This window comes from bacterium (assembly GCA_022616075.1).
Classification (GTDB): domain Bacteria; phylum Acidobacteriota; class HRBIN11; order JAKEFK01; family JAKEFK01; genus JAKEFK01.
Map to the genome: position 1 here is coordinate 1 of JAKEFK010000374.1, position 21,374 is coordinate 21,374.

Consider the following 21,374-nt stretch of genomic DNA (forward strand, 5'->3'; position numbering starts at 1 on the left):
AAGTGATCCAGATATTCATGAAACGCCTCTTTTGTGAGCAAATAGGTCTCCGTAAGATTTAACGCGCCGGATGCGACCGCCATAGGATGTGAATTTGCCTTTTGCTGAATGATGTCATACTTCTGCTGGCTTCGGCGAAGGTAACTGCGCCCTTCTTCATTGATGAGCTGCACGCCCGGCCTGGTGTAGATGTTGCCGATGTATCTGCTGAACATTCCCAACATGAGTTTAGAAATTACCGGATCTAACTCCACGCCGGTAATGGACTTCGAACGGTATGGTAGCGCTTGCGCCACTTCTGCTCCCCCTCCCGGTCCGATGATCAACAGGTCTGGAGAAGTAACGAAATTGTACGGAACTTCAATGATTCGAAAAGGAAACTCGGGCGGGGTCCGATCGAATTTTTCCTTTGGTGGAATGCGCCGCATTCCGGACTGGTTCGTTCCGCCATCAATCCAGATGATGCCTCCCACGACGTCGATGCGCGCAGCAGGACTCCATTCGGTGTAGTATGAGTCGACGCGTTGAATCGATTCGGTAAATTGACGTTTCGGAGATTTTGTGGCCGTGGGAAAATAGTGTTCCGAACCGGGAATTAAGAACGCGTACAAAATGATCAGGAGCACCGGTAAAATGGCCTTCTTACGCGAACTCGCGAAGCCGAGCGCAGCAAGGCACGCAACAATGCCGCAAACAAGCACGGTGCCCGATCCTCCAAACCCGGGAAGCGTCAGAATGATCGCAAAGCAGCCGATCGCGGCGCCGGCCAAATCCGCAAAGTAAAGTTTGCTGACGTACGAATTGAAAGTGGCCAGCAGCCCACCTATGGACAACCCGCTGAAAAAGAAAGGCAGGGCAACAAGCAGATAGACCGTAGCAAGATAGAGGATCTGAATACGTTCTAAAAGCAGTGTTTCATACTTCAACGGGATCAAGAGAATCAGCCTGTAAGAAACAACAGTCGTAAAAGCAAACAGAATTGTTGATACATACAGCAAATGATCCGGGGATGTTCGTTTTACCCATTTTGATACCGATAAAAATACACCGCTGAGACCATAACCAAACAAAGCAGTGCTGATAATCAGGAAAGCAAAATGGTGATAGTAGATCACGGAGAAAATCTTGCTCAGCGAAATTTCCAACAAGAGCGTCGACGCAGCGATCAGGAAAATGTTGAGGTAAAACGCTTTTCTAAAATGAATCATGGCCACTCATTGTACTCGTAACCTTGTCTGATACAACCTTAGCAAAGTAGCGCGGGCGTCCCGCCGGCGAAAGCTGCGCAGACGAGACGTCCGCGCTACTTCGTTGATGAGCTTACTTGCGGACGAAACGAAGGCTGGAAATCTGAACACTGAACAAATCCTTTCGACTTTCTGATACCGGTTCGGCCCCATCAGGACAGCGAAACAACAACTTGTTCTCTCCCTTTGCAATTTTTACCGGGACCGAAACGGCTACGGCGTTTACCGGAACTTCTACGGTCGCGGCAAGCTCATCGTTCCAGAAGATTTGAGTGCTGCGAGAACGTCTCAGCGATTTCAAATTCATTTGAAATTCACCGGACATCTCTTCAGTTGACTCGACAAGAATCAAACCCTCATTGGACATCCACCGGCCAACTTCGTATCGTACAGGTTCGGAATCATAGAAATGTTCAATGAAAGTAACTTTCAAAACCGGCTCGTCACGTTCGTTCCGAATCATGACTTCGGAATCTTCCATTGAAACCTCTGACTGAATCTCATTCACTTTTACCAGCAACGCCTTACCATTCTGAAACAGGGTGCTGAAAAACGGAGGCACAAGTTGATACCGCGATTCTGAAACCGAGCTTTCGGCGGCGCTAACGAACAGGTACTGAATCCCTTCCTTCCGGGCCAAAGAATGAGCACGGGTACCGTTCCGGTGAAAAAGAGCCCAAACTACGTTTTCGCGGCGCGCCACTTCCTGTTCATCCACCTGAAATGCTTTTGCGTGAAATTTGTCCCCTACGTAAACCATGCGGTGAGCAAACGATGGAATCGGACTTACCAGTTCGGTCTCCCGGCTGATGCTGTAATACTGCACGACCGATTGGGGTTGCAGATTTTCGCGCATCCAGCCGTAAACCTCTGCATCCTCTTGAGGAATGACCGTCGTGAATCTTTGATTGTGAACATCTTGCGAATTGTAAACGTCCATAAATAAGGTGATACTCGCCGGGAGAATCAGGGGTAATACAATGGCTAAAATGATTCCAAACCGTTTTTCATAGCGCGCAAGAAACCCGGCAGTCAATAAAAGCAAGCAGACATTGCAGACATAGCCCAGTTTCAGTGTTACTTCTGAGCCGCCCATCCGGTTCTGCACAAACTGCATACAGAGGACGGATAACAGCAAATAAAAGACGCAAAAGCGAACTGGAAAATCACGCACGGAAAAAAGAATTCCTGAAACTCCTAAAAACAAAAGCGCTCCCCAATTTAGAAGTAAATATTGAGGCAAAGTTTGCCAGACAGTTGCAACCAAACCAAAAGACCATTCGCCTGCTCCCAGTTTGAACATATGAAGAAAAGGAAAATACACGAACAAAAACAGTGCCCCAACCAAACCGGTTAAAAGTAACTCCTTCGCTTTCGCACGCGGTTCCTTCAGAAATGCCAGAAGAAGAAAAAGAAGACTGCCAGCGATGAATACAGCACCTATGATCGCCGCAAATCCAAGCGTTGAAAAAATTAGCCCCATCAAAAAAAGCCTGGATCCCAAAGTCGTTTCCTCTTTCTTGTGCAGTAGAGCCATCAACATCACTGTAAGAACAAGTAGATGCTGAGGCGCATAAAGAAGCGCCCGAAACATCGTGTCAATTTGTGGCGTCCTCCAAAACCATCTCGTGATCGCATCAATATTTAGATCGCTGAAATGTCCGATCGGCAGGCTTTTACTGCGCAGATGATAAATTGCATAGAGTCCTTCGTAACTGCCTGCAAATAAAAACACCGTCAGCATGATCCCCAGCACCCTTTGTGAACGAATCAATTGCCGAAGTACAGCGAACAAGGAGGCAACAAACATCAGTGACCCGGCAAAAGTAAATTGAATCATCATGAATTCAGCGGGGTAGGTCGTAAATAGCTTGTTCCAATAAGCAGGCAAGACATAAAAAAACCAGTAGTAATGAAGGGTGGATCCGCTTAAATAGGGATTCAGCGGCGGAATCCCGGATTGCGATAATGTGCCCGTTATGCCCAGATGCTTAAAATAATCGGCGTTAAAATATGCGCGGAATGCATAACCTTCCGTGATCCTTGTTCCCACATGTAGCAGCGGCCAGGCTGTGACAGCGACGGCCGCCAGAAGCCAAATCATCAACAGGCAAAAATCGGAATTCTTCCAGCTTCCCACTGATTTTTTCAGCTCCGCGCGCCTTAAGAACAAAAAGGTAATTGCCAGGATCAAATAAATGATCAGCACAAACCGGTTGAAACCGTAAAAACGTGCGATCAAGGCAAGCAGCAACGAATGAACAATGTATCCAACTGGAAATGCGAACAACAGAGTAATGTGTCTATCTCGAAAGAGATAGCAGCTCATCCCCCAACCTGTCACAAGAAGCACGGTTAGAAGAAGTAACGAAGCCAGCGATTGAAGCAGGAAGCCGTGTATGCCCGAAATGAATACGATGGACAAAAACAGGACGGCGCCTAGCAAATAGTTCAATTTCAGCACGTCACTTTTATACCCCGGTATGGTCAGTGGATCAATTCCTTGAAACAAGTTCATTCCGGATCAAGTAGTCGTAGATTTTTCCCGCGGCAACTTTGTGGCCGGCTTCATTCCAATGCCCATCATATTCATAATGCAATGGGATTTTGTTTGTTTGATATTCCTCTTGTAACAGCGGTTCAAGACTTAAAAAACGAATACCGTTCCGTTGAGAAAAATGGGTTAAGACTTTTGAAGGATGATCGAAATCCCATTTGAATTTCGCCATGGCCGGGTAAGTCTTCAACAGGAGCTGCGTACCTTCCCGGCTCAGTTTGAACCTTTCATCAAAGAAGACCAGCAGGAAATCGCTTTGGCCCGAAACGGAAAGATCCCTCGTGTTTTTGATATGGTTCAGTGTCATCTTCCATGCTTGTTTCCAGATCGGCTCATAGTTTGCGGCGTAAACAAAATACTGCAATGGGATCTGCTCTTTATCCGGCAAAGAAGATCTGAAGAATCTGAATTTTAGATTCAAAAAGCTTTGGACAATTGCCGGAAATAGTTTTGAATGTTTCAGAATTTGGCTATCAGGCACATAAATCGGGGGCTGGTCGATTAGCGGCGAGAACTCACGAAACTTTTCAATTTGACGGTCCCGGCGCAGTCGGAGCGGGTTGAAATCGTCAACAATGTCGTTGGTTGGCAGGAATTCCATGATGACAAGATCAGGACGATATTTCATTCCCAACTTTTGGAGCCATAGATAATTTCGCCGTGGGCCGTTTCCGGATCTTCCGAGCGCAATCACTTCATATTTTCTACGAAACCCTCTAGCATTGAGTTTCTTTTCCAACATCTTGTGAAAGCTTTTCTCAAGAGGTACTTCCAGCGCTTCCACAAAAGAATCACCAAGTAAAACAATTCGAAAATGGTCCAAGGGATTCTCAAAAATATATTCCCGATCGTTGAATCCATAAGAATTCCAACGGCAAGGAACAGCGAATTCCTTAATCAATCCAGCATGTCCAAACCATGTGAATTCAGCGTTCGGCTTGTGGCGTACCGCTTGTGCAGCCCGCTCTTCTTCGCGGGTCACCAGCCTGCGCTCATCTCCAACTTGCCCGGAATAGTTCGACCAGAAGCGAACAACCACTTCGGCTAAAATCAATGATCCCGAAATACCAAACACGACCAATCCCATGCGGATTGCAACATTGCGCAATCGTAATGGAAAATTCATATGCGATATTCTAGCTCGCAAGTCCGCAATTGGGTATAATCAGCAGTCAAATAAAAAACAAAGTAGCGCGGACGTCCCGTTTGCGCTCGATCTCCGCGGGCGAGACGCCCGCGCTACTTTGAAGATTTGAAATGAAAGTATTGTTGCGGTTGTCACAAATTTTGTCTTTGATTTTACTCGCTATGCTTCCGGTGTCTTGTGACGAAGAATCTCCTACACAGGCTTTACCTCAAGCCTGTCAGGCGCAGGGAGTACACGCGATCGCGGTGCTGGACAAACAGCTTACTTGCATTCCAACAAATGCTTTTCAAGATGAAAATGAAATACTTGGGCCTCCTGATTTCAGTCAAACGGGGGAGGGAAAGCTGGAGTTGGACGGGATTCTTTCGCTTGGAGTCGAAGGGAACGTCACTCTCTATATGGGATCTTGTATTCAAGATCTTCCGGGAGCGGACATTCGGGTGTATCAGGCCGTTTCCACGGAGGCTGTTGGCGTATTTGTGAGCCAGAGTGAAAATGGTCCCTTTGTTAGTATTGGAGAACAAATCTGCAATCGCTTCTGCGACTTCGATCTTGCCGGAAGCGGTTTGAACAATATTCGGATTGTGAAGATTCAGGATCGGGAGCGCATTCAATTCCTGGATGCGACCTGTGACAATGCCGGTCCTAGTCCTGGAGCAGATATCGACGCAGTTGAGGTACTGCACTGAAAAGTGTGGTGGGTGGTGCGGACGACTCGTCCGCAAAAACAAACACCGTGCACTATCATCATCAGCGGGCGAGTCGCCCGCACCACATCGCTCTCTTCTTAATACTAGCTTTTTCCCTTTCCTGCAATTCTAGAAAGACAGTTGATCTTCTTACGCAGATTCAATTCTCCGAAAGGAAACCGGACACGGAAGTGCTCCTTTTTGCGACTCCGAAAGCGTCGGAGCTTCTTTCCTCCTGGTCTGAACCACAGAAGCAATCCGGCGGAAGATTAAGATGGACAACTTCTGCGACTCCTCAGATTTCGTGGAATCTGTCCGTTCCCGACCCGTCGTTTTTGCATCTACGCCTGCGTGCTATGGAAACGTTTCCGGTCGAAGTGTACGCAGGAAACACTCTGATCAGCCGTTTTACTGTTACACAAAGCACTGTCAAAGACGTCATACCGTTGCCGGAAGAAACGACTCAAGTGCAGCTAAAACTTCCTCCGGACAAAACACTCGGAGCTCATTCCGCCATCATTACTCGAAGCAGATCGGTAGCAGAATTCAGGAAACCAAAAGAATTTCCCGTTATTGAAAACCTGCGTGTAAAAGGTAAAGTTCGAAAAGCTCTGTTCTGTGAAACCGGCGGCTCCATAAACTTCTTTGAAACAATTTCGCCGGATACGGTGTTGGAATTCGGCTACTACTTCGTGCCTTTTCAAGCCGGGAGTGAGAATGAACATGCCAATTTTTCCATTTACATGACGGCAGAGAATGGATTGGAACTCAAGATTTTTGAAAAGGATGTTCACCAGGAAGTGCTACGGAACATTCGAATTCCGCTCGACTTCGTAAAACCGGCTATTTACAAATTGGAATTTCGATTGGCAAGAAACACAGCTTTCGGTTCCACTAAAACCGCGTGGATTGAACCTCGACTGCACACCACATCAGGAATCCGGAAGTTACCGAACGGTGCCACTGAGCTCCGAAAATCATTAAAGGACTCAAATATTGTTTTGATCGTACTCGATGCCGCTGCCCAAAAACACTTTGGATGTTACGGGTACAAACGGAACACAACACCTGTGATTGATGGCTTAGCAGCCCAAGGAGTACAGTTTCTGCGCGCTTACACCAATGCTGTTTATACATTGGCCTCTACCACAACACTTCTTACAGGTCAGGTGCCCCAACGGCATGGAATTCTTACTCATCAGAACAAACTTCCCGCCAACGCTTTTACCTTGCCTGAAACGATGCAGCGTTCCGGATACGAGACGGCTGTCTTCTTAGCTAACGGAAATGCTTCGGGATCCTTTGGCATGACACAAGGGTTCAAAACCGTCCGTGAGGTTTTCCGTGATAAAGGATATACTGGCCGTGGCGAAGAAATCACGCGCGCTTTTTCAAATTGGCTGGGGAAACATAACAACCGCAAGTTCTTCGCTTACCTACACTACCGTGAACCACATGATCCCTATAAACCGCCAGAAGAATGGATTCGAAAGTTTGCGAGCTCATCCTATACGGGAAAAATTGTTAACATCTTTGATCAACTCCGAATCAGAGCCGCTAGCTCCGCGTTTTCAGAAGCGGACCGCGACCACGTGCGTGCTCTTTATGATGCCAATCTCGCTTATGCCGATTCGCAAGTGGCTGAGGTTTTGCGATCTCTACAATCGCTGAGGATAGATCACCGCACCATTGTTGTTGTCACGTCCGATCATGGAGAGGCTTTTTGGGAACACGGATTTCTGGGGCACAATCGCCAGGTATACGAAGAAAGCGCTAGAATCCCGCTTGTGATAAAGTTTCCCAACAATGCAGGACTGTCCAACCGGAAGGTGAATTTTCCGGTTCAGACAGCCGATCTATATGTTTCTCTCGTTGATATTCTGGGGTTGTCCAACCGGGGCATTCAGACAAACGGAAACAGTTTTGTTCCCTATCTAAAAAAGGGCGTTCCTGCGGCCCCGAAAATCGTGGTGCATTCCTCCAGCAAACTTCTGACCGCACTCGTACTGGATGACTACAAGTACGTTCGAAACGAGAAATACAGGGATGAGTTATACAACTTGCGCAAAGATCCTTTCGAACAAGACAATCTCATCAATCGAGAATTGGTTCGTGCGGGTTATCTGCGCAAAGTTCTTCTGATGGAACTGGACTCTAAAAAAGCGAAACCTCAAAAAATGGAAACCCCACAACTCGATGAGGCTGTCCGTGAAAACTTGAAAGCTCTTGGATATGTTGAGCAGTGAAACGATTTAAGTAAGTTTGAACGGAGCGAATTGGAAATGGCATTTGCAACCAACCTGGCGATTTTCTTATGTCCACTGACAGATGGATGAGTATTGCTTGTGAAATGAGCCACATCCGTTTCCAGAGAAGGACGAGGATCGACAAGCAGAACCTTCTCTTTGTTCGCCACTTCGATGACGATCTCATTGTATATTTTCTGAATCGCCCGGTGAATCTTTCGTTTCGGTCCTACCTTAGGGTTGAACGGTTGGGTCACCAAAACCGGTGTGATTTTATTGGCGCGAGCGATCTGAATCATGGTCACCAAATTCTGCCTGTAGTGGTCGGGGGGTACTCTTCGAATTTTGGAGGCCGGATCCGTAGTCCCCACGCCTTCATCGTTAATGTCTCGGGCCGCAAAGGCTTCGGCTTTCAGGATCGCGTTTTCAAGAAACTGAAAAGTTTTAAGATGAGAAAGCGCGACGAGAGCCCAGAGACGCTTCTTTGCGGGAAGATCTCTGTCCGGTTTTTGAACTCCTTTTCCTCCTGATCCGAACATTTGGATCGCTCCTGCATGATCATTCCAGTTGTAACAGAAGGTAATGATGTCAGGCCGAAGCGGTAAAATCCTTCTCTTAAGTTGATTCAATCCTTGATGCGAAGTATATCCAAACACACCGGCATTGATCGTCTCCACTTTGATCCCGGATTTTTTCTCTATCAGGCTGGGAAGCAACGTGCAATACGTTTCATTATCTCCCACTTTCCATCCCATCGTTCCTGAGTCTCCCATGCATACGATCCGCAGTGTGTCAGAAGGCTTTTCGATTGTGAAAACTGGACCACGATAACCGAGCGAATTGAAACGAAAATCGGTCTTTCCATCGATATGACAGATAGCACCCGGTTGCGGCATCCAGCTCCAGGGGAGGTCAGGATCCTGCATCACACCTCCCCTCATCCAGAGTCTACCCGCGAGGTTGGAATATCTTGCCTGAAACTTAACCCGCAAAAGTCTTAATAGACCTTCGGCTGAAAGGAACAAGAAAGAAACTATGATGAATGAGTAGATGATCTTTTTTGCTTTTGAGAATTCCATTTTCACTTAAACGTTTGTAGTAGCAACTTTAGTCACTATTTTATTAGCGAATAAATTGGTAACGTCCCAAAATTGTCGGCGATAGATCTGGTAAGGGAGCCCTCTCCCTTCCGCTGTGGAATAGGTATTCTGATTTGAAAAAGTAAGACAGCGGAAGGGAGAGGGGAGGGTGAGGGTAGGGTGAGGGTAGGTCGAATGAGCATCTCCCGTTTCTCTAACCGCTGATTGATACTTGTTAATACACCTTCGATTGAATCTTTCAATTCCACATTCGTAAATCTCAAAATAGTAAAAATCATCAATGTAATTGTCTATACTGGTCTGCCTTTTAAACCTATATCCTCCCAGGCGTCGAGATCGTAATTTCGCCCAAAGTATTTTTCGCGCCAGTTTCAGTGACCTTCTTCTGTTCTTTTGAGGTGGATCATTTGAAGCGACCATTTCAATCAAATGAAAGTCTCAGTTACCCACACTTTTCGGACGAACGCGCTAATTAATGTAACCGAGCGCTTTCAGCTGCTCCCGCAGTTCATCACTTTCTTTTTTGTCCTGAGCACCTTTTACCAGCTCCGTGGGCGTGACCGATTTCTGGATATACGCAGAAAGGAGAGCTTTCATTGATTGCATGGTTCTGGGTGCGGTCGCACTCAGGTCGTTCTTTTCCTCGGGATCCTTACGTAAATCGTAAAAAGATTGCTGCCCTTTCTGTTTATCGAACACCATCTTAAATTCGTTGCTTTGAATTCCCCATTTGGCTTCATTACCGTAAGTTAGTTCGTAATAGATCGTGCGTCGCGACCGCTTTGCGCTGCCGGGTGGCTCCAACAAACTGATGCCATCAATCGGATTCCTAATTTCAGCGCCCATGAGAGCCGCTAAAGTGGGATAGATATCAACGAGGGAAACGAGGTCCGTTCGTTCTTCCTGCTTCTTACCCGGAAGACTTAAAATCAAGGGAACTGAGATTTCCTCTTTGTGAAGAGTTTTCCCGTGGCCGAAAGTATTATCCCGGTCAAAAAACATTTCTCCATGATCTCCGAAAATCAGGATCACTGTATTTTTGTCAAGGCCTAGTTGTTTCAATTTCCTCATCAATAGGCCAAAATTCTGATCGTAGAAATAGACTTCGGCATTGTAACACTGTCGAACGAATTCTTTTTGTTGCTCGGTTGGTATAAGCTTGCCGCCCACCACTTTGTCGAGCCATTCCATAGTTATATGCGGAGGCTGATCCAGAGCAGGCTTTGGAAACAGTTTTCTGAAGACATCTGCAGGAGGATGAAAAGGTTCATGGACGGTATAGGAATGTAAAAACAGGAAAAACGGACGATTCGAGTTGGTCCCGATCCATTGTTGCGCATTATCCAGTGTTGCAACACGATTATGCGACTTTTCAGGATTCTCAAGGTATTCTTGAAATCCCTGTTCAAAGCCATAAAAGCCGGATACGAATCCGCCATCTGTGATACCCGCGGTGTAATACCCTGCTTGATGGGCAACTTCAGCGATTGTATTCAGTTCGCGTGGAATCAGTTTGGTTCTCACAATCTGATATGTGGGTCTGGACACCTGGTGCGAGGCAACATAGAGGCCAGTCATCACCGAAGTATGGGAGGAAAGCGTACTTGGGAAAGTACAGTATGCATTTCTGTAAACAATCGACTGTTTCGCGAAAGCGGCAAGATTGGGAGCAAAACCCGAAAACACGCGGTCAGCGCGAAGTGTGTCAATCGATATCAGAATGATATTCGGTTTGTTTGTCATCGAAGCAACATCGTAGATTTCTGGAGAACTCCAGGCGATGTAGGAATCCAGGTTACTGGATGGAGATTCAGACTTTAATTCCAATCTCACTTGTTTGCCGGCAAAATCGCTCAGATCTACTGATTCATCTTTCCATTTCGCATCTTTCGGAGAAGAATGCATGGTCCTTCGGAGTAATTCCTTTGAACCCCACTTGGTGTGGATGATGACGCTGTATACGAATTGAGTCTGTTGAGGAGTCTCCTTTTTTCTCGAAGGCACTCCAATACCAAAGAAGAGCCGCGGTTTTTGCGCAGGAAGCGTAACCTGAAAGATTATGTTCGAAGCCGCGCGGATAGCGAGTGAAGAACGAGTATCTTTGAAAAGCGTGGAGCGACCCCATAGATAGGATGACGTTTGAAGATCGCGGAAATCGGCATAAGGAGAAGCTGCGGCAGGATCTGCGCCGTCAAATTGAAATATCAGCTGCTTGACAGTCGGCTTGCTTAAATCCCTGGAGGAAAATCTTAACTGATACTGTTTCCATTCCGGAGTCAACCGGAAAACTGCAATTTGTTTGTTTTGTACGGTGATTTTTAAATTCCGGTCGACAGCAGAACGAGCTTGAAACTTCAGCCGGAATCCCTGTATTTTCCTTTGTGCTTCAGGAAAAAGGAAGATCGCCCGTCTATCGGATGCAGAAATAAAATTCGTGCCAGTCGTCCAGCCTTCTCCTTGAAAATCTTGAAATCCTGAAGATGTGATCGGCACATCGGACTTGATTTCTGTTGATGGATCCTCCAATAATTCGTGAAGGCGAATCAGTGGTGGACCTGTTCGCTTTTCTTCCTTCCGGCAACCGAGGAAACTAAAGATGCAAATAAGAACAATTACGAACAGTTTGCGAATCATTCGGAAATGTAACCCAGAGTTTTTAGTTGTTCTATGATTTCCCGGTCGGCCCCCGTACCGATAGAATCGAAATCCCTGTTTTCATTGTTCGGGCCATAACTCGCGATCTTCTTAGACTCTCGCCGCGGGAATGCCGAGCTGTATAGTTCTAACGGCACCTTGCCCGCCATGTCGGATGCTACCGGTAATCCATAACGATTTAGAACCAACGGGCAGACGTCATAAATAGAAAATCCATTTTGTTCGTGATTCTGTTTAAACTCCCGGCCGCTGAAAACATAAATTCCCTCGCGTTCATGATACGCAACCGCTCGTTCGTTCCCCGTATGTCCTTTTATGTGCGTCTTAAATCCGTGATCGCTGATAACCAGGGCTGTAACATCAGGAGGCGCGATCTCCAGAAAGCGACCGATCTGTTCATCCACGTAAACATAATAATTCTCCACAATATTATGGAAATCCTTAACTTCTTCCGGATCAATCGGAGGCCAGGATTCTTCAGGCTTCATATGAAACCAGTACGAATGCTGAGAGAAATCAATGCCACGCAAATAAAGAAAAAACACATCCGGTTGGAAAGATGAATACAAGTCGAGACCTGCCTCTACGTATGCGGAATCTTGAAGATAGACCGGAAAAAGACGACGATTTAGAATCCGGTGTTTACGATACGCCATCGTGTGAGGATTGAGTTTTTCGAATTGCGGATCCAAAGGAAAGGAAGTAAATCGCTTGCATTCGGCTACGTATTTTTGCTTTCGGCTCTCGAAAACCGATTCGAAATAGGATTGGACCTCGGGAGGATAAATCGAAAGCATCCTTTCTCGATCAGACATCTTGGAGTGGATCGCCCGATCAGAAATCATGAATCCATTCACCGACTCAACAGGCCAGGTTACGAACCATCCAATCACACCGATTGTCAGCGAAGATTTTTCGGAAAGGATATTCCAGATGCGTTTGGTCCGGATCTGACCGGAATGAACGGGACGTTTCTTTTTATCCAGAAAGTCCAGAATTCCATGCTGTTGCGGGGATTGGCCTGTCGCAATCGAAGTCCAGACAACCGGGGAAAGCGTCCTGGGGATGGAAATCAATTCTCCATAACTTCCGTTCCGCATCAGTTTTTGAATATGAGGAAGACGGTTCTCCTTGACCAGTTTCTTCATTACACGCCACGTAGCCCCATCCAGCGCAAAGACCAAAGTTTTTGGATGCTCACGCCCTTCTGAAAAACGAAGATAATCAATCACCAGGTCCGGTTGTGAAAATTGAAAGCGTAGCCAGGCCTGCGCGGCCAATTCGTTTGAAGAGTGACTCCAACGATGCCTGAAACGTCCCCCTTTTACCGGAATATCTACATTTTTCCCGGCCGACAAAATACGGACGGTGCTTCCTTTAGAATAGGTTCCTTCTAACTCAATTGTCAGTTTTGAACCGGGATGCCTGAGTACGACGCACGTCGCATCCCCACGAACATTCAATTTCGCAGGAAGATTCTGGATCCGTCCCTGTGTCGAAAATGCGCCGATCCAGAATCCTTCGACACCGGATTTCTGAGAGGCACGACAACCAGTAAACAGAAACAATGCGAGCAATGCTGCGGAAAAAACACGCGTCATGGAGAAGCGATTCTAATCAGAATAATCCTTCAAAGCAAGCCAAACTAGTGTCCTGTAACATATGAATGTTTACTGACTTCTCCCCCTTATTAAGGGGAAGATTGGGAGGGGGTTGGGAGGGGGTCGTTTTTCATATCGAGAGAAGAGAAGACAACCCCCCTCTAACTCCCCCTTCATAAGGGGGGAGAATCACTGAGAACCTTGTGTTACACGGCACTAGTTACTGGATGCGAAATCTCAGGAATTGGAGGCCGACAGGATCAGAATTTTCGAATCGAAGTGTAAGCAGGCGATGAGAGTCCTTAACTTGAGACCCGTTAATCGTGGCACGAATGGTTTTACGGTCACCCTCCAGGCGCGCCTCTCGAATCAGCGTTTCATCCGCCAGCAACTTCAGATGAATCACACGTGATTCTGTCAACAAACGCAACTCAACATCCAGATTTTGCTTTTCCGAAACGGCAGGTAGCAAAAGACGTGCTTCACTTTTTTTACAGACAAACAGCCTTTTTTCTTTCACGTCGTCCGGTTCCCAGTTTTCATACAAAAACAAAGAGAGAGCATCATCACGTCCTCGAAGCTCATAAACGGACGCCGTTAGCCTGGGTAACTCGTAGACGAGGATTTCTTGTCCTCTATTTAGAAGTTGCGCGTCAGGAAAAAGCCGCAAAAGCAAAGTTTCATAGCCATTGGACTTACTGTATGGTGGAAACAGAGCAACATAACGCAAGTCGAAAAGGCTTCGGAATACGGGAGCGATTTCGCTATCTCGTTTCAAAAGAGAGTCCGTCACGATTCGATCCAGTGTGATCCGTCTGAAGATGCGCGCCACGGGAATCTCCGAGAAAAATCTGGTCTGTTGAAAAGGAACTCGTGAAACCCGTCCGTTGAACAGCTTTTGCCGGTGAATGATTTGGTACGCGACCTCCTTGGAAGCCATGCCATCAAAACGGTATGGAAGTGTTAAGAGAGAGGAACCAGGATTTTGTCCTATCGTATGAAAAACATGCGAATTTGTCAGAGGAAGCGTGTATACAGGTATAGGGGACAATTCAACGACTAACAGGAGAAATAAAACACCAATCAGAATCTTCGCTACACGGGAATTGTTCCTGAGCGCAACAAGAACTGTATAAGCGGCTAAGATCGCAATACAAAACGTGACGATGATACTGAATCGCGTGGGCACGCGTACATGGTTGATCAGGGGTATTTTCATAAGCAACGAGTAGGGAAGAATGAATTCGAAAGAACCCAATCCCACTATAGGACCAAGTGACAGCAGCATAAAGAAAATGCCTACACCCGCAATCAACAAAAGCAGTTTCTGTCTTTGTCGAATAGCGAGAATGAATCCAATGGATCCAGTAATCAACGCCACTAACCCGGCCGACAACCTGGTATACCTGTCTCTCACCACTTCCCTTGGCAAATGTTTTGCGATCCATGGATTCATCACTCCGATATTTACATAATCGTCAAGGCTAACCGCAGTTTTTCTGGCCAGATCTTCCGCATCCATGGATCGGAGAATGCCTGCCTGCTGGTCCTTGTAAAAGCGAATTAAAATCGGTGTTAAACAAATAATACCGATGACGGCAGCCAATAAAACATTGCGCAGCAAAGTGATTTTCCTCCATTCGGGTAGAAACAACATGCCTGCCAGCAACAATATTCCAAGAATCAAAATCAGATATACGCTGTAGTACTGATTTGAATAATGGGCCAACGCAAAGAAGAACCCGAGCGCAGCAGCATAACGGAGCCTGGCTGTATCTACTAGCCGAAAAAAGCTCCAAAGCCCGAGTGGAATCCATTGAGTGATGGCGAAATTCACATGGCCTCCCATCCGAACCATACGGAATGGGCAAAACGCGAATGCGATCGCGGCAAAAAGGGCCGCAACAGAACTTTTTGTCAAGTCCCGCACTAACAACCATGTGCCAAAGGCCGTAAGAAACGTAGAGAGCAAAATCGCAAGATTGGTCTGTGCAATATCGTTGAAAAAAGGAGAGAATAGCAAGCCGGTTACACTGTTAAACTCCGTATAAGAGTGGAGTGCGAGGCTGGTTCCTATGGGAAAGAAGATAGAATCCGTGTAGTAGGGATCTTCGCCTCCCAAAATCTGTTGCCGGAACACGAAATTATTCCAGGGAAATTGCCATGCATCCATACCGCTGCCGATTAAGCGATCAGATAAGTGAAATGGGGCCGGATAACTAAACAGAATTGTTAACAGTAGAAGCGAGAGTGCAGCGAAAGTGGGATTCTCTAAAGAAAATTTACGTTTCACCATCGCGGCATTTGACTATTTCAAGAGTGAAACAACGCGAAGAATGAACTTGCCTTTCGTCGTGATGATTGCTCCACCAGGTCCTCGCTCAAGAAAACCTCCGAGAAAGAGATCCTCCAATCGCTGAGCTGCCCCATAGTGAGATTCGTACTCTTGCAGCAAATCACTTTCTGAGACTATCCGCCTGCGCAAAAAAGAGAGAATTCGCAACAGAATCGAGCTTTCCATATGACTTCTCACTCCAAACGATGTCAGAAATGCTCCTGTCCAGAAGATCAGAAGCGTGTCCCACACCGGACGTCCCGTCGCAAAAAAATAAACCAGCAACAAACCCGCTACCACCATGTGCACCAGTAGAACTCCGGCTAGTCCTGTTTGGAGCTTTCTACCCTTTAGCGCAACTTCACTCAGGAAAACAGCGGTAGCGAATCCTGCAAGAATCATGACAGCGACACCCATTACTTGATTCTCAGAATCCAATAGGACACAACAACGAGGGCCGCGACAAAAGAGCCGAATGCGGTAAGCTGGTATCCATCATTTGTCACAGATATGAGCCCGAATTGTCTTGCATCTTTCAGACGGCTCGCGATTTCTTTGCTTGCTGTTTCCGTTTGATGATTCACCGCATAATTGGCGAGCATCTGAAGGCTAACGCTTCGCTTTAACATAATACGCACAATGGTGAGACCAAACCAGTAAAAGAGAAGGCCAACCGTGGTAAGGGTCCATTCCTCGATTGAACCTGCAGTCAGAGTTCGACCTGTCCAAACCACAAAACCCGCCAGGATGGCTGCGGAAAACAAATGAAAGAGGATCACTCGCGAACGTATCAGATAAAATAACAAGGTTAGACTTAAAAATGTCGCTATCGCCATAAGCAGACAAGAGTTTTTTTTGACATGAATTAAACCATAAAAGGATTCTCTACCAAAGACTAAAACATTCAAGCAGAATTGTATGGAGTGGTTCTTTCTTATCCTGGTCGCAGCGATATTGCTTTTGTTTTTGCACTCAAAGTTGGTCGGTAAAATAGAGTCTGACTCAAAAGAAGAGGAGCCTGATCCAAATTTCGAAGAAATCTTTCACTACATAGACACGAGCTTGAAAGGGTATCCCGATCGATTTAAGTTCACGGATAGTTATGGGATCCGGACCTGGACCTGTCATTCCCGCTTGTTTGATTTCCAGGTCTATTTGAAGAAGGAAACTCTACATTATCAGTTTCAGATTGCCTTTTGGGTTCAATTGCCTTTCGAATTCAAAATCCAGCGCTCTTTCAAACGACAGGACTTAAAGCTTGCGCAGTCTTCCGGCAAGGACACCAGGGGATTGCTCGAGCAAAAAGAGATTCCAGCGCTGATTCAAAAACTTCAATTTTACGATTCACTGAAAATTTCATCCGGCGCGGTCGTTGGAATAAAAACGTTCCGAAAGCTTGAGGATTTGGAAGAGTGGCCAAAAACACTAGGAGCATCGATTACGTTTCTTCGCTTTCTTTTGAGCTATCAGGACCGGAAGGAGTCCAGCGAAAAAGGACTTGCGGTATGTCCGTACTGCAGAAATCCGGTGCTTGAAGATGAAAAAGCGGTATCTTGTCGCGAATGCCGGACCATTCATCATTCCGAGTGTTGGAATGAAACCGACCGTTGTTCGGTTTTCGGATGCGGTAACAAGTCCGAAATCGAGCTGTAGAGAAGATTTTATCAGCGACCGCAGAGGCGCCGAGTCGCAGAGAAAGGGATCGTTTATTGACTTCTGAAGCTTTGTATTTTGGACGAAGTTGTCAAACAGTTTGTAACGCCGGCGAGACTGTCCGAAAAGTCAGCTGATAGAGGTATGCAAGGTCTAGCCGGCTAGAAGCCGGCGTTACAAACGGCACAAACACTCTTCAAATCTACAATTCTCCAATTTCAATCTGAAATCTAACATCTGAAATCTTAAATTTGGTTGCGGCCACAGGCCGCGCTGCCTCTCTGCGGTGAGGCTATACAGAAATATAGGCGAGGGTGAAAATCCAGCGGCGGCTCTTGAATTGCGAGTCGTTCCGACTATTGGGCGTTAACACAATTACGCCTTTTTCCGAAACAAAAGCTGCATCCAGGCGCCAGGAACCGATTCCGAATCCCGCGCCCACGCTGTATCCATTAAAATAAACCCGTTCTCCGTTTGCATCAGCGTAAGGCTGCCCATCGCGGAAAATTCCGCTTCGGAGCACAAGACCGCGTCCGAAATGACCAAAGAGATATTCCGTGCCGGCGCGCCATTGCAGAAGCGATTCCTGGGTTGCGGTTGGCCTCAGGGCCGGATACGGAAGCGTTTCGTTTTGCAGAATAAGGGGATCGGAGGAATTACTGATCACCCTGGTGGCATCTTTCCAGTCGGAGTAAGTCAGAGAACCGCTAACCAGAAGAGAGTTTGAGGGACGAACCGCGATCCCGGCTCCCCACTCCATTGGAACATCCAGTGTGCTTTGAGCTGTAATGTTTAGATCGAGATTCCCTGTAGTCGTTTCCACACCGGTTACACCTTGAGGATTGCGAAATGTGTCAACCCGCGTAAATGGCCCCGTCTTGCGAAGTGTGATGTCCGATTCAACGGTATACGGAAAACGCAAATATCCACCAAAGCTCGCCCGGGTCTGCGGAAAAAACAACAACCCAATTTTCAGGTAATTTCCGCTGCGCTCTTCGCGGTATGTCTGCCGAAGCGCCAAATCGGTTCGCGTATGCACTGTTGGTGAAAGAAGGCTGTCATGAAAATCTCCACTGAGATTGTATTCCGGTCCACTACGGAGAAATGACCATGTTCCACCAACCATGATTGCTTTCGACGCGCGCGCGGCTATTCCAAATGCAAATTCTTCTTCGTCGTCCTTGATCTCTTCCAAAAAAGTTCCTTCGGATTGGAAGAAGACAGTGTTTGACACAAATTCAACAACGCCGGCTTGTTCTTTGAGCTGACGTTCAGGTCCCGTTGATGCCAGCCTGTGCCATGCAAAAGCGGGCACAATCGATATGTTTTTTGTTTGAAATCCATAAGAAAAGCTAACGCCCTGAAATTGGTTGCCACTCACCTCAAACCGCTGGATGGATTCGAAACGATCCGGAAAGACTTCGTCGGAAAAGTCTTCATCGCTGTCGCCCATATAACGGTAGTCCACGGAAAGCTGAAGGCCCGGAAGCTGGGCCAGCCCCGCAGGATTCCAATAGATCGCGCTTAAATCGTTGGCAACTGCAACATATGCGCCTCCCATTCCGAGGGCGATTGCACCGTATCCTGAGTTCAACAAGCGAAAGGTGGAAGCGGGCTCCAGTTGCTGACCGGAAGCAATGGATGAAAAAAACAAAAAAGCGAATAACAAATTAAGACTTCTTCTCATTTTCTGCATACTCATAACCTGTCGCATCATATCAAAGAATAATCGTGAATCATAATCTTGATCGTAATCGTAATCCTTACCCACATCTCACTTCGATTTGCGATCAGGATTAAGATCACGATTACGATTACGATCCACGATTCATTTTGAGCATAATGAAAAAAGAAAAGAACCCAACCCAGTAAATCGCGAGAGCTATAAGAAAGTTCATACGAAATCCCAGTGTCAGCGCAAATATTACACACAGAATGGAACCAACGACAGTCATATAAGCGTTCAATCCCCAACCCCAGGGGATCGCTTCAGGAAATCTTTTTCCTACGATTCTTAATGCAAGGGGAAATGGCATTCCCAACACGAATCCCAACGGCACGATACTCAAACCGGAAATCACAAAACGCTGCATCATAGAAAAACCAAGAAAAGCATTTAGCAAACGAGGTGTCAAAAACATTTCTACTGCCACAAGAACGGTCAATGCAATCAGGATACGCAGCAGCCAGCTTCTTTCACGTCCTTCCACAAACCATCTTTGTAGAAAAAGACTGCCAGCGCCGGCAGAAATCAGCAGTGAGAATAGAACCGAGGTGATGGAGTAAACAGGCTGTCCCATGAACAATATATGTTTTTGGAAAAGTGAAATCTCAATCAAGATGAAACCGGCTCCAATTGCGGAAAAGTAAAGCAAAATCGGAAATGGTGAGATGACAGACTTGATCTTCTTCAAACGAAAAAGCGGGAGAATGATGAAAAGAAAAGAGAGTATGGCAGCTTCTCCCAACAGTGTATAAAGGGCGAGATCACCCATATTATGAAACCGGATTGCGCTGTTCAGTTCATCCGGTAATATCGAAGTAGAAGTCTGAAAACTTCCGAGACGCTGGTAATGATCAAAGAAAGGCCAGTTATCGGTCGGCGGAGCCAATACGATGTCGGCCTTCTCAATAAAGGGATCACGCAAACGAGGCGTAAGCAGTTTGTAATAAATGTTTTTTTCCTTTTTGAATTCTTCGGTGGGCGCGTAAATCAGCTGAACTCTCGCCATTTTTTGTGAGTCGCGCAAAGTCTGAATTTCAGTTTCTGTGATTTTTCCTTTTTTTAGATAGAATCCGGTATCCCCACCTCTTCGCTGCGTTACAAACACATAATTTTCCGGATCCGGGATGCCTTTTTCCTGAAGTACTACAGAAGCAAGCGGCGCCGCGCGGAGTATCCCTCCACGATTGATGGCAAGCATGCCGCCCGGTTTTAACCGATCCCAGTATTCCTGAAATGCTTCTTTCGTAAATAAGTAGCTTTCTGAAAGATTGAAGGCTCCTGTTGCGAGCGCCATTGGCGAACAATTGTGCACCGTTTGAATGAGATCGAATTGCTCTTTTGTTCGGCGCAAAACACTTCGGCCTTCATCGTTTACAAGCTCAACAGTAGGATGTTGAAAAGTGCTGCCTAAAAACTCCCGATACCTTTCCTGAACGATTTTAACCATCAGAGGGTCCATCTCTACAGCTACAATCTTATCCAGTCCGAACGAAACAGCATTGAGTACATCTTCACCGCCACCCGGCCCTATGATGCAAGCAGATTTTCGCGGCGCGATCAGGAATGGGACCGTGCGATTATTCACACGCGGCTGAATTTTCTCCCACTGCCCCCGAAAGGGCAACAAAAACGATACATTGGAGCCTCCATCCAGATAAATCAATTTACTGGGAGCGGTCGTAAGAACATCAAGGCGGGAGACAGGAGACCATGCTGAATATTCTATTTTGCGATTGGGCGCGCCATAGAATTTGCCGTGCTTTTCCTGAAAAATCTGAGTCATCGGCAGAGAGAAATGCCTTTCAGCACCGGGAATCAGCAAAAGTGCCACTCCTGCAAACAGAAAAGACGTAATTTTAACTACTCGCGAGGAAGGCCAGAAGGCTAATGCTGAGCAAGCCGCGAGAAGGCAGGAGGCCACAATGGCGCCGGAACCTCCCAGAGCAGGAACCAGCCACAACACGGAAATGCAGCCCAGCGCTGCGCCAATAAGATCAGCGCAGTAAAGTCTTCCTGCTTTTTCGGTGAAGCTGCTCAGAATTAACCCGATCACACAACCGGAGAAGAAGAAGGGAATAATGAGAATCGCGTAGTAAAACACGAGGCGCACGATTTGGCGCGGGTTGTCTGCGATGTCTTTGAACTGATGCGGAAGAAGTAGGATGATCTGGTAGCAGATTAGAATCGTGATAGCAAACAGCAGAGCTCCGAGACTCAAGCTGTTCTTCAGGTTTCCAATTCTTTTCTGAAAAAAGAACAGAAAGATGCCACTCAAACCAAAACCGAACAGGGCTGTGCTGATAATTAGAAATGCGAAATGGTGAAAAAAGAATACAGAAAAAACCCTGGTGAGAGAAATTTCAAATAAGAGCGTAGCTGCCGAAATCAGGAAGATACCAAGATACATTGTAATCAAAG

General features: G+C 46.6%; 14 protein-coding genes. 3 read left to right on the forward strand and 11 right to left on the reverse strand.

What is annotated here, in order from left to right:
- From L0156_29020 to L0156_29030, 3 genes are all read right to left on the reverse strand, one after another.
- On the reverse strand, positions 1-1,208 hold a 1,208-nt coding region (locus tag L0156_29020; GenBank protein MCI0607048.1), incomplete at its 3' end, for a hypothetical protein.
- 112 nt (positions 1,209-1,320) lie between these two features.
- The gene (locus L0156_29025; protein ID MCI0607049.1) at positions 1,321-3,765 is read right to left on the reverse strand and encodes a DUF2298 domain-containing protein; all 2,445 of its coding nucleotides are present in this window, start codon (positions 3,763-3,765) and stop codon (positions 1,321-1,323) included.
- Entirely contained in the window at positions 3,743-4,930 is a 1,188-nt protein-coding gene (locus tag L0156_29030; GenBank protein MCI0607050.1) for an SGNH/GDSL hydrolase family protein, read from the reverse strand. Before L0156_29030 ends, L0156_29025 begins: the two co-directional genes overlap by 23 nt.
- A 131-nt stretch (positions 4,931-5,061) precedes the next feature.
- On the opposite strand from L0156_29030, the gene L0156_29035 reads away from it, so the two are divergent.
- Together L0156_29035 and L0156_29040 are read left to right on the forward strand one after the other, a co-directional pair.
- Positions 5,062-5,640, forward strand: coding sequence for a hypothetical protein (locus L0156_29035; protein MCI0607051.1), 579 nt, complete (start codon positions 5,062-5,064; stop codon positions 5,638-5,640).
- A gap of 191 nt (positions 5,641-5,831) precedes the next feature.
- Positions 5,832-7,886 carry a sulfatase gene (locus L0156_29040; GenBank protein MCI0607052.1) on the forward strand — a complete coding sequence of 685 codons (2,055 nt, stop codon included), beginning with the start codon at positions 5,832-5,834 and terminating at the stop codon, positions 7,884-7,886.
- Here the strand turns inward: L0156_29040 and L0156_29045 are convergent.
- The 6 genes from L0156_29045 to L0156_29070 all read right to left on the reverse strand — a co-directional run bounded on the left by L0156_29045 (position 7,811) and on the right by L0156_29070 (position 16,383).
- Positions 7,811-8,965: an SGNH/GDSL hydrolase family protein gene (locus L0156_29045; protein ID MCI0607053.1), complete on the reverse strand. Its 1,155-nt coding sequence runs from the start codon at positions 8,963-8,965 to the stop codon at positions 7,811-7,813. The genes L0156_29040 and L0156_29045 overlap by 76 nt on opposite strands.
- A 489-nt stretch (positions 8,966-9,454) precedes the next feature.
- Complete coding sequence (locus L0156_29050; protein ID MCI0607054.1) at positions 9,455-11,620, reverse strand: sulfatase; 2,166 nt, start codon at positions 11,618-11,620, stop codon at positions 9,455-9,457.
- Complete coding sequence (locus L0156_29055; GenBank protein ID MCI0607055.1) at positions 11,617-13,242, reverse strand: alkaline phosphatase family protein; 1,626 nt, start codon at positions 13,240-13,242, stop codon at positions 11,617-11,619. The genes L0156_29050 and L0156_29055 overlap by 4 nt, the downstream gene beginning before the upstream one ends.
- Before the next feature lie 220 nt (positions 13,243-13,462).
- On the reverse strand, positions 13,463-15,538 hold the full coding sequence (locus tag L0156_29060; protein ID MCI0607056.1) for a glycosyltransferase family 39 protein: 2,076 nt from the start codon (positions 15,536-15,538) through the stop codon (positions 13,463-13,465).
- A gap of 12 nt (positions 15,539-15,550) precedes the next feature.
- Positions 15,551-15,994 (reverse strand): hypothetical protein, encoded by a 444-nt coding sequence (locus L0156_29065; protein MCI0607057.1) that lies wholly within the window; start codon positions 15,992-15,994, stop codon positions 15,551-15,553.
- Complete coding sequence (locus L0156_29070; GenBank protein MCI0607058.1) at positions 15,994-16,383, reverse strand: hypothetical protein; 390 nt, start codon at positions 16,381-16,383, stop codon at positions 15,994-15,996. Before L0156_29070 ends, L0156_29065 begins: the two co-directional genes overlap by 1 nt.
- A 112-nt stretch (positions 16,384-16,495) precedes the next feature.
- Between L0156_29070 and L0156_29075 the strand changes: the two genes are divergently transcribed.
- Positions 16,496-17,230 carry a hypothetical protein gene (locus tag L0156_29075; GenBank protein ID MCI0607059.1) on the forward strand — a complete coding sequence of 245 codons (735 nt, stop codon included), beginning with the start codon at positions 16,496-16,498 and terminating at the stop codon, positions 17,228-17,230.
- 292 nt (positions 17,231-17,522) lie between these two features.
- Here L0156_29075 and L0156_29080 read toward each other — a convergent pair whose 3' ends face one another.
- Entirely contained in the window at positions 17,523-18,917 is a 1,395-nt protein-coding gene (locus L0156_29080) for a hypothetical protein (GenBank protein MCI0607060.1), read from the reverse strand.
- A 127-nt stretch (positions 18,918-19,044) separates the two neighbouring features.
- Positions 19,045-21,363 (reverse strand): hypothetical protein, encoded by a 2,319-nt coding sequence (locus L0156_29085; GenBank protein MCI0607061.1) that lies wholly within the window; start codon positions 21,361-21,363, stop codon positions 19,045-19,047.
- Positions 21,364-21,374: the final 11 nt, after the last annotated feature.

What these genes read in the sequence shown, in the direction of transcription:
- L0156_29075 (MCI0607059.1), top strand. Translation starts at nt 16,496, where the DNA reads ATGGAGTGGTTCTTTCTTATCCTGGTCGCAGCGATATTGCTTTTGTTT.
- L0156_29055 (MCI0607055.1), bottom strand. Translation starts at nt 13,242, where the DNA reads ATGACGCGTGTTTTTTCCGCAGCATTGCTCGCATTGTTTCTGTTTACT.
- L0156_29050 (MCI0607054.1), bottom strand. Translation starts at nt 11,620, where the DNA reads ATGATTCGCAAACTGTTCGTAATTGTTCTTATTTGCATCTTTAGTTTC.
- L0156_29045 (MCI0607053.1), bottom strand. Translation starts at nt 8,965, where the DNA reads ATGGAATTCTCAAAAGCAAAAAAGATCATCTACTCATTCATCATAGTT.
- L0156_29035 (MCI0607051.1), top strand. Translation starts at nt 5,062, where the DNA reads ATGAAAGTATTGTTGCGGTTGTCACAAATTTTGTCTTTGATTTTACTC.
- L0156_29065 (MCI0607057.1), bottom strand. Translation starts at nt 15,994, where the DNA reads ATGGGTGTCGCTGTCATGATTCTTGCAGGATTCGCTACCGCTGTTTTC.
- L0156_29060 (MCI0607056.1), bottom strand. Translation starts at nt 15,538, where the DNA reads ATGGTGAAACGTAAATTTTCTTTAGAGAATCCCACTTTCGCTGCACTC.
- L0156_29085 (MCI0607061.1), bottom strand. Translation starts at nt 21,363, where the DNA reads ATGTATCTTGGTATCTTCCTGATTTCGGCAGCTACGCTCTTATTTGAA.
- L0156_29080 (MCI0607060.1), bottom strand. Translation starts at nt 18,917, where the DNA reads ATGAGAAGAAGTCTTAATTTGTTATTCGCTTTTTTGTTTTTTTCATCC.
- L0156_29025 (MCI0607049.1), bottom strand. Translation starts at nt 3,765, where the DNA reads ATGAACTTGTTTCAAGGAATTGATCCACTGACCATACCGGGGTATAAA.
- L0156_29030 (MCI0607050.1), bottom strand. Translation starts at nt 4,930, where the DNA reads ATGAATTTTCCATTACGATTGCGCAATGTTGCAATCCGCATGGGATTG.